The organism is Streptomyces sp. URMC 127 (genome assembly GCF_051386535.1).
Taxonomy (GTDB): Bacteria; Actinomycetota; Actinomycetes; order Streptomycetales; family Streptomycetaceae; genus Streptomyces.
In genome coordinates, this window is sequence record NZ_JBPQTW010000261.1 from 1 (window position 1) to 8,525 (window position 8,525).

General features: G+C 73.2%; 8 protein-coding genes. 6 read left to right on the top strand and 2 right to left on the bottom strand.

Annotated features, from left to right (window positions below):
- On the top strand, window positions 1-490 hold a 490-nt coding region (locus tag ACSNOH_RS31165; protein ID WP_436724800.1), incomplete at its 5' end, for a YbjN domain-containing protein.
- A gap of 225 nt (window positions 491-715) precedes the next feature.
- On the opposite strand, the gene ACSNOH_RS31170 is transcribed toward ACSNOH_RS31165, so the two are convergent.
- Window positions 716-1,954: a hypothetical protein gene (locus ACSNOH_RS31170; RefSeq protein WP_436724801.1), complete on the bottom strand. Its 1,239-nt coding sequence runs from the start codon at window positions 1,952-1,954 to the stop codon at window positions 716-718.
- A 235-nt stretch (window positions 1,955-2,189) separates the two neighbouring features.
- On the opposite strand from ACSNOH_RS31170, the gene ACSNOH_RS31175 reads away from it, so the two are divergent.
- The 3 genes from ACSNOH_RS31175 (at window position 2,190) to ACSNOH_RS31185 (ending at window position 5,960) form a co-directional block, all read left to right on the top strand.
- On the top strand, window positions 2,190-3,389 hold the full coding sequence (locus ACSNOH_RS31175; RefSeq protein ID WP_436724802.1) for an aminotransferase class I/II-fold pyridoxal phosphate-dependent enzyme: 1,200 nt from the start codon (window positions 2,190-2,192) through the stop codon (window positions 3,387-3,389).
- Window positions 3,390-3,801: 412 nt separating this feature from the next.
- A complete protein-coding gene (locus ACSNOH_RS31180) occupies window positions 3,802-4,323 on the top strand; it encodes a DUF2617 family protein (RefSeq protein WP_436724803.1) in 522 nt (173 codons plus the stop codon).
- Between the two features lie 53 nt (window positions 4,324-4,376).
- Window positions 4,377-5,960: a polyamine aminopropyltransferase gene (locus ACSNOH_RS31185; RefSeq protein ID WP_436724804.1), complete on the top strand. Its 1,584-nt coding sequence runs from the start codon at window positions 4,377-4,379 to the stop codon at window positions 5,958-5,960.
- Here the strand turns inward: ACSNOH_RS31185 and ACSNOH_RS31190 are convergent.
- Window positions 5,948-6,874 (bottom strand): helix-turn-helix domain-containing protein, encoded by a 927-nt coding sequence (locus tag ACSNOH_RS31190; protein WP_436724805.1) that lies wholly within the window; start codon window positions 6,872-6,874, stop codon window positions 5,948-5,950. The genes ACSNOH_RS31185 and ACSNOH_RS31190 overlap by 13 nt on opposite strands.
- Before the next feature lie 85 nt (window positions 6,875-6,959).
- Between ACSNOH_RS31190 and ACSNOH_RS31195 the strand changes: the two genes are divergently transcribed.
- Window positions 6,960-7,604 carry a DsbA family protein gene (locus tag ACSNOH_RS31195; protein ID WP_436724806.1) on the top strand — a complete coding sequence of 215 codons (645 nt, stop codon included), beginning with the start codon at window positions 6,960-6,962 and terminating at the stop codon, window positions 7,602-7,604.
- A 93-nt stretch (window positions 7,605-7,697) separates the two neighbouring features.
- Window positions 7,698-8,348 (top strand): NAD(P)-dependent oxidoreductase, encoded by a 651-nt coding sequence (locus ACSNOH_RS31200; protein WP_436724807.1) that lies wholly within the window; start codon window positions 7,698-7,700, stop codon window positions 8,346-8,348.
- The last annotated feature ends 177 nt before the right edge of the window (window positions 8,349-8,525 follow it).

Sequence of the window (8,525 nt, forward strand, 5' to 3'; positions counted from 1 at the left end):
GCCGCAGCCTGAGGCGGGCCCGACCGGCCCCGTCATCCCCGACCAGGACCTGGTCAAGCAGCTCCTCGACCAGATGGAGCTGAAGTACGTCGTGGACGACGAGGGCGACCTCGCCGCCCCGTGGGAGCAGTTCCGCACGTACTTCATGTTCCGCGGCGAGGAGGAGCAGCAGGTCTTCTCCGTGCGGACGTTCTACGACCGCCCGCACGCCATCGACGAGAAGGCCCGCCTGCTGGAGGCCATCGACGACTGGAACCGCCGCACGCTGTGGCCGAAGGTCTACACCCACACGAACGACGACGGCACGGTCCGCCTGATCGGCGAGGCGCAGATGCTGATCGGCGTCGGCGTGTCGCTGGAGCACTTCGTCTCCAGCACGGTCAGCTGGGTGCGGGCGTCCATCGAGTTCGACAAGTGGCTCGTGGAGCAGCTGGGCCTGGAGGCGGACGCGGAGTCCGGCGACGACCAGAAGCCGGACGACGAGGCGTAACGCCGCACGGTTCGGCACCGCCGGGCCGCGCCGCGGTGGCTGAGCGCCGCGGCGGCGGATAGTCCTTGCCTGCGGCAAGAGGGCCAGGAGCGGCGCCCCTGGAAGGCCAGGGGCGCCCCCCACGCTGTCTTGCCGACAGGCAAGAATGTCCGCCGCCGCGGCGCGCCACCCCCACCGGCGTGCCCCGGCGGTGCCGGACCCGCCGTCGCCGGCGACGCCCGCCACCTACATCGGCATGCGGGCCACGGTCAGCAGATACGTTCCGTAGAAGAACGACAACCCCGCCAACGCCCCCACCGTCGTCACGAGCGTGCGAGGGCGCGCGCGGGCCAGGGCAAGGGCCGCCGGTGCCAGCAGCGGGAAGGCCGGGAGCAGGAACCGCGGTTTCGAGGCGAAGTAGCTCGACCCGCCGACCGCGATGACGACGAGCACGACCGCGTACACGAGCAGCGCCGCCGGCGGCCGGGGCCGCTCCAGGGCCAGGAGGGCCAGCGAGACGAGCGCGACGGCGATGATCGCGACCGTCACGTAGTACGCCATCGCGTCCCGCCCGACGATCAGGTGCCGCACGAACCGCAGCGCGTCCCTCCCGAAGTCGAACCGGGAGCCCCACAGCCGCTGCACCTCGAAGTAGCCGAGCGGGCCGCCGCCGGAGCGGTATCCGGCCCAGACGACGTAGCCGGTCCAGCCCAGCGGGGCGAGGGCCGCGCCCGCCCACACCCGCCAGTTGCCGCGCGCGCCCCGGTCGCGCCACAGCAGCAGCCCGCAGGAGCAGACGACGGCCGCGGCGACGGCGACCGCGTTCGGCCGGGACAGGCCGGCGAGCAGGCAGAGCGCTCCGGCCCACAGCGGGCGGCCGGTGACCAGCGCGTACAGGGCCCACGCCGCGAGCGCGGTCATCAGCGGCTCGGTGTAGGCCATGGTCTGCACGATCGCGTGCGGAAGCAGCCCCCACAGCACCACGAGCAGCGTCGCCGCCCTGCGCCCGTACGCCTGCCCGTAAATATGCCCGAAGACCCGTTCCCCGAGCGCGTAGATGCCCCAGGCGGAGGCTCCGGCGGACAGCCAGGCGACGACGAGGCCGGAGCTGACGACGGTCAGCGGCGTGACGGTGGAGACGGCGTGCACGAGGCCGGGGTAGAGCGGGAAGAACGCCAGGTCGTTGAAGACGACCCCGCGTGTCGTCGGCGAGGGCAGCACCCGGCCGTAGCCGTGCCGGGCGATCCCCGCGTACCAGATGCCGTCCCAGGAGTGGCCGAGCAGCGTGCGCGGGTGGCGGCCGATCCACCAGGCCCAGGCGGCCATCGTCGCCATGCCGGTCAGCCGGGCCGCCGCGTAGAAGGCGAGGGCGGGTGCGGCCCGGCGCAGGGCGGCCCGGGCCCGCTCGACGCGGCGGACGCGGGCGCTGCCGGACGCGGGGCGCGGCTCCGGCGCCCGGACGGGCACGGCGGTGTCGGCTGACACGGGGGACCTCCGGCATCCTCTCGGCACCCGTGACGGCGCCTCGACTGCACCTTCGACCTTGCGGCGCCCGTCTCGCGCGCGCGAGCGGGAGCGCCCGTAAGCGGTGCGCCTTCCACCCGCTCGGCGGGCACTGCGGAGTGTCTGCGGAGTGCGCGACGGACGGTGTGCTGTGTCCGCGCGTGCGGGCCTGCCTAGGGTGAGGCAGCCTCAGAAACCGAACCGGAAGAGGGATCGCATGAACGATCGCCGCAACAGCCGGACCAGCCGGAACCAGGAGTGGAGCCCCGCCGCCCGCGTGCAGGGCCTCGGTACCTCGGTCTTCACGGAGATGACGGAGCTCGCCCGGCGCACGGGCGCGGTCAACCTCGGCCAGGGCGTGCCGGAACTGAGCGCTCCGCCCGGGCTGCTGAAGGAGGTCTCGGCGGCGGTCCTCGCGGGCAGCAACCAGTACCCGCCGGCCGCCGGCTTCCCCGCGCTGCGCGAGGCGGTCGCCGCGCACCAGTTGCGGCGCTACGGGCTCGCGTACGACCCGCAGGACGAGGTGCTGGTGACGACCGGCGCGACCGAGGCCCTCGCCGCGGCGCTGCTCGCGCTGTGCGACCCGGGCGACGAGGTGCTGGCCTTCGACCCCTGCTACGACGCCTATCCGGCGGGCGCCCGGTTCGCCGGCGCGCGCGTGGTCGGCGTGCCGCTCGCCGAGGACGGCGACGCCTTCGTGCTCGACGCGGACGCGCTGCGGGCCGCCGTCACCCCGCGCACGCGCGTGCTGATGCTCAACAGCCCGCACAATCCGACGGGCAAGGTCTTCACGCCGCAGGAGCTCGCGGTGATCGCGGCGCTGTGCGAGGAGCACGGACTGACGGTGGTGACGGACGAGGTGTACGAGCACCTCGTCTACGACGGCGGGCAGCACGCGACGATCGCGGCGCTGGACGGCATGCGCGAGCGTACGCTGACCATCTCGTCGGCAGGCAAGACGTTCAACGTGACCGGCTGGAAGGTCGGCTGGGTGTGCGGGCCCGCCCGGCTCGTGCGGGCGGTCGCGGCCGCGAAGCAGTTCCTCACCTACGCCTCGGGCACGCCGTATCAGGAGGCGCTCGCGCGGATGCTGGACGGCGTGGAGGAGTGGGCGGGGGAGCTGCGGAGCGCGCTGCAGCGCAACCGCGACCTGCTGAGCCGGGGGCTCGCGGGCGCCGGTCTGCGCCCCTATCGCGCGGAGGCGGGGTATTTCCTCCAGGCGGACATCCGCGCGTGGGGGTACGCGGACGGCGTGCGATTCTGCCGCGAACTCCCGTCGCGCGCCGGGGTGGTGGCCATTCCGACGGCCGCCTTCAATCTGCGCCCCGATGCGCCGTCGTATCTCGTGCGTTTCTCGTTCTGCAAGCGTGAAGAGTCCGTGATTTCGGCGGTGGAGAAGCTGATGAACGCCGCCTGACGGGGATTTGCGGACGTCCCGCGCTTGATCGCGCTTGCTCGCATATGCGCCCGGCGGGTTCCACCGGCCCGCCGGGTGCGCTATCGGACGCGCTATCGGGCGCGCGCCGGGCCCGCCGCCGGTCCGCAAAGATTCTGAACAGTTGAACTGTCCGGCCCTCGCGTGGATGGAAAGCACGATGAGATGGGTAAAAACGCTGTGGGCGCTGCTCATTCATGATTCCCTCTCATTAAGGCTCCGGGGAATCCGGTAATCACTGTCCCCGGACGTCCCCGGACCCACGGAAACAGCTCATATGTGGGCATGAGCCGGCGCACTCGAAGACCTCCCGTCCTCAGCTCGTGCAGCCGAAGACCCTGGTCCTCCCCGGCGGGCCGGCCCACCCTCCACTGCCTGCTTGCGGAGCCGACCCATGCTCACCACCCTCAAGACCACCTACACCGACACCCGCGCCGCCGACCTCGCCTGGTGCCTGGGCAAGGACCCGCTGCCCGCGCTGGCCGTCCTCGACCTCCAGCTCGACGGCTCCCAGGTCCAGCTGCGCCTGCTCGGCGCCTCGCACCAGGTGCTGCTGGAGGAGGGCGGCGGCGTCTGCTCGGAGACCGTCGCCTGCCTGCCGGGCAGCGCCACCCCGCTGCCGCTGGGGGTCGCCAAGCGCATCGGCGCCTGGGAGTACGAGTTCGCGGCCCGGATAGAGACGCTCTCGCACGGCTCCTTCGCGGGCCGCGCGCAGGAGCTCCTCGCCCTGGTCGCCGAGCACCCCTACGGCCTGGCCGGCACCTTCCCGGGCAGCCCGCACGCCTTCACCGCCCTGCTCGCCCAGCGGTGCGACGGCCAGGTCAGCTGGCGCACCTGGCACGCCTACCCCCAGGAGGGGCGGCTGGTCGCCACCCGCACGAGAGTCGGGGCGCGGACGGCGGCCGCCCTCTCGTAATAAACCCTTGTGGGTGACAAAGGGTTGCCGTTTCGTGACGTAGCGTTCCCAACATGATCTACCGCCCGGTACCGGCGCGGCTGCCCGTACCGGCCGGGCTCGGCCGCCTCGTCGTGCTGACCACCGTCTTCATCTGCGCCGCCTGCGGGCTGGTGTACGAGCTGGAGCTGGTCGCCCTCGCCTCGTATCTCATCGGCGACTCCGTCACCCAGGCGTCCGTCGTGCTGTCCGTCATGGTCTTCGCGATGGGCATCGGCTCGCTCCTCGCCAAGCGGCTGCGCGGGCGCGCCGCCCTGGGCTTCGCCGTGGTCGAGGCGTTACTCGCGCTCATAGGCGGCTCGTCGGCCATGGCGCTCTACGCGTGCTTCGCCTGGTTCGGCCAGTCGCGGCCGGCGCTGGTCGGCTTCTCCCTCGCCATCGGCGTGCTGATCGGCGCCGAAGTGCCCCTGCTGATGACGCTCATCCAGCGCATCCGCCGCCAGGACGCGGGCGGCGCCGTGGCCGACCTCTTCGCCGCCGACTACGTGGGCGCCCTCGTCGGCGGCCTCGCCTTCCCCTTCCTCCTGCTGCCCGTGCTCGGCCAGCTGACGGGCGCCCTGCTGACCGGCGCGGTCAACGCCGTCGCCGGCGGCGCGCTCGTCCTGTGGCTCTTCCGCGGCGACCTCTCGGTCCGCACCCGTCGGCTCCTCATAGCCGCCAACGGTCTCGTCCTCGCCCTCCTCGCCACCTGCTCCGCCCTCAGCGGGCCCTTCGAACGGGCCGCCCGCCACGCCGTCTACGGCGACGACGTCCGCGTGGCCGTCCAGTCCGACGTCCAGGAGGTCGTCCTCACGGGCGGCGGCGGCAGCGGCAAGCCGCTCTCCCTCTTCCTCGACGGCCGCCTCCGGGTCAACGGCGACGACGAGTACCGCTACCACGAAGCCCTCGTCCACCCCGCGATGGACGGCCCGCACCGCAGGATCCTCGTCCTCGGCGGCGGCGACGGCCTCGCCGTCCGCGAGCTCCTCCGCTACGCCGACGTCTCCTCGGTCACCGTCGTCGACGTGGACGCGGCCGTGCTGCGCCTGGCCCGTACGGACCCCGACCTGGCCGCCCTCAACCACGGCGCCTTCCGCGACCCGCGCGTCCGGCCGGTGACGGCCGACCCCTTCGACTGGCTGCGCTCCCGCTCCTCCGCCGGGGCCCCGTTCGACGTGGTGATCTCCGACCTCCCCGATCCCGGCATCACCACGAGCACCAAGTTCTATTCGCAGGAGTTCTACGGCCTGGTGGAGCGGCGGCTGGCGCCCGGCGGGCGGCTCGCGATCCACGCGGGCGCGCTCGGGGCCCGCCCGCACGTCTTCTGGACGGTCGACGCCACCGTCCGTTCGCTCGGCCTGCACTCCACGCCGTACAGGGTGGACAGCAGCGGCTCCCCGGGCGGTCCGGACCGGGTCCCGGTGCGCAGCGGCCGCCGTGCGGACTGGAGTTTCCTGCTCGTCTCGCGGGAGCGGCTGCCGCTGGGGCTGCCCCGGGTGCGGCCCTGCCTGCTCTCCCTCACCGGTGGCCGGCTCGCGGCGGCGGAGCGGGAGGCGGAGGACAGCCGGGAGCCGGGGCTGCTGCCGTCGACGCTGATGCATCCGCGCTATGCGGAGTGAGCGCTGCCGTTCTGCGCGGGCCCCTGCTGCAGGCGCGCCCGGAAGGCGCCCGGTGAGCAACCCTCCCGGTGCTGGAAGAACTTGGAGAAGTTCGCCGCGTCGTCGAAGCCGATCCGGTGCGCGATCCGCGCCGCGGACAGGCCGCTGTGCGCGAGCAGCCGCTTGGCCTCCAGCATCACCCGCCGGTCGATGAACTCCTTGGCGCCCACGCCCGCCGCGGCCGAGGCCGCGCGCGACAGCGTCCGCGAGGAGTAGCCGAGCGCGCGGGCGTAGTCGGCGACCCGGTGGCTGGTGGCGAAGTCCCGCTCGACGGCCGCCCGGAAGCGCAGGAAGGCGTCGCCGGGCGCGGGCACCCTGCTGCCGACGGGCGCGGTGAGGTGCGCGAGCCGCAGCACCAGCACCGACAGCAGGTGGCGCAGGATGTCGGCGTGCACGTCGGCCGGCAGGCCCGTTCCCGTACGGAAGTCCGCCTCCAGGTGGCCCACCGCGCAGAAGACGGCCTCCCGGTCCTGGCCGGCCGGCTGCCACACCACCGGCCGGAACGGGTCGTCCGCCACGGCGGCGACGGGGCTGCCGGACGGCAGGAAGCCCGGCTGCACGAGGATCACCGTGCCCTCGATGGCCTCCGGGTCGCCGAACTGCTGCACCTGCCCGGGGCGCACCCACAGCACCGAGCCCTCGTCGAGCCAGTGGCCGGTGAAGTCGACGGTGTGCGGGCAGGCGCCGGAGCGGACGGCGACGATCTGGTGGAAGTCCAGCCGCTGCGGGCTGACCAGCAGCCCCTCCGGGGCGCGGCTGCGCAGCTCGGCCACCGGCATCACCTCGACGCCGGCGGGCGTGCCGGGCGGGGCCTGGTAGGCGAGATCGATGATGCCGGCGGCGGCCTCGCCCGCGCCGTGTCGTTTTTTCACCATGGTGAGGCGCGAGCTTACCTGTTTATGGGCGGAAAACGCCTTTAGCGTGGTCGTAACGCACAAGACAGCGCGGCAAGGAAAAGACATGGCACCACCGCAGAAACACACCGCCCGGCACCGGCTCACCTACGCCTTCGACGCCTACTGCGGCTGGTGCTACGGCTTCGGCCCCACCATCCGGGAATTCGCGGCGGCGAATGCCGACCGCATCGAGCTCACGGTGCTCAGCGGCGGGCTGTTCACCGGCCCGCGGGCCCAGCCGGTCTCCGCGTACCCGTACATCCCGCAGTCGGACGCCCGCATCGGCGAGCTGACCGGCGCGGTCTTCGGCCCCGGCTATGGCCGGGCGGTCGCCGAGGGCACGGCCGTCCTGGATTCGGCCGCCGCCGCGACGGCCCTCGCCGCGCTGCGCGCGCAGGCTCCCGAGCGGACACTGGAGTTCGCGGGTGCACTGCAGCGCGCCTGGTACGTGGACGGGCGGAGCCTGTCCGACCCGGAGACGGTGCGGGCGGTCGCCTCCGGGCTCGGCGGCGTGGACGCCGCCGCGGCTGTCGCGGCCTTCGCCGACCCGGCCACGCGGCGCGCGGCGGAGGCGGAGTTCCGCGAGGTCCGGCGGCTGGGCGTCGACAGCTTCCCGACGCTGCTGCTGCACACGCCCGGCGGGCTGCGGCGGCTCGGCGGCCCGACGACCACCGCGCGGATGCTCACCCGCGCCCTCGACCAGCACTGATCAGTCCCGCTTCACGACAGGACTGATCGCCCACCACTGATCACTTGAGTGATCACCCACTTCAGCACCGCACTTCTGAGGAGAAGAACCCCCATGGCGAAGATCGCCCTCTTCGGCGCCACCGGCACCATCGGCAGCCGCGTCCTGCGCGAGGCCCTGAACCGCGGCCACCAGGTCACGGCCGTCGTCCGCGACCCCGGCAAGCTCACCGAGAAGCACGAGAACCTGACGGTCGTCACCGGTGACGTCCTCGACCCGCAGTCGGTCACGGCCGTCGCCGAGGGCCAGGACGTCGTGGTCAGCGCGGTCGGCGGCGGCGACGGCCCCGGCCACATCGCGACCATCAAGCCCGCCGCCGAGTCCCTGGTGGCCGGCGTGCGCGCGCTCGGCGAGAAGGCCCCGCGGCTGATCACGGTCGGCGGTGCCGGCTCGCTGCGCACCCCGGACGGCAAGCAGGTCTGGGACGCGGAGGGACTCCCCGAGTTCCTGCTGCAGATCATGCACGCCCACGGCGACGCCCTCGACTTCTACCGCACCGTCACCGACGTGCGCTGGACCAACCTCAGCCCCGCCGGCCTCATCGAGCCGGGCGAGCGCACGGGCACGTACCGCACCGCCCTGGACGACCTCGTCGTGGACGGCAACGGCAAGTCGCGGATCTCCGCCGAGGACTACGCGGTGGCCCTCGTCGACGAGATCGAGGAGGCCAACCACATCGGCGAGCGCTTCACCGTCGGCGACTGACAAACCGGCGGGGCTGTCCGGATCGCCGGCGGCCGGCACCGGGCCGGTTCAACGAAAATCCGTCCGGAGAGGCCCTGGTGAGGGGCCCGGTGGGTAGGCTCCGTAGCTATGGAGCATGAGGTGTTCGTCCCGTTTCCCGTCGAGGCCTCGCCCGAGGCGTCGGCGCTGTCCTGCTGC

Excerpts from the sequence above, each read along its gene's own strand:
- ACSNOH_RS31175 (WP_436724802.1), top strand. The coding sequence starts at position 2,190 with ATGAACGATCGCCGCAACAGCCGGACCAGCCGGAACCAGGAGTGGAGC.
- ACSNOH_RS31180 (WP_436724803.1), top strand. The coding sequence starts at position 3,802 with ATGCTCACCACCCTCAAGACCACCTACACCGACACCCGCGCCGCCGAC.
- ACSNOH_RS31185 (WP_436724804.1), top strand. The coding sequence starts at position 4,377 with ATGATCTACCGCCCGGTACCGGCGCGGCTGCCCGTACCGGCCGGGCTC.
- ACSNOH_RS31190 (WP_436724805.1), bottom strand. The coding sequence starts at position 6,874 with ATGGTGAAAAAACGACACGGCGCGGGCGAGGCCGCCGCCGGCATCATC.
- ACSNOH_RS31195 (WP_436724806.1), top strand. The coding sequence starts at position 6,960 with ATGGCACCACCGCAGAAACACACCGCCCGGCACCGGCTCACCTACGCC.
- ACSNOH_RS31200 (WP_436724807.1), top strand. The coding sequence starts at position 7,698 with ATGGCGAAGATCGCCCTCTTCGGCGCCACCGGCACCATCGGCAGCCGC.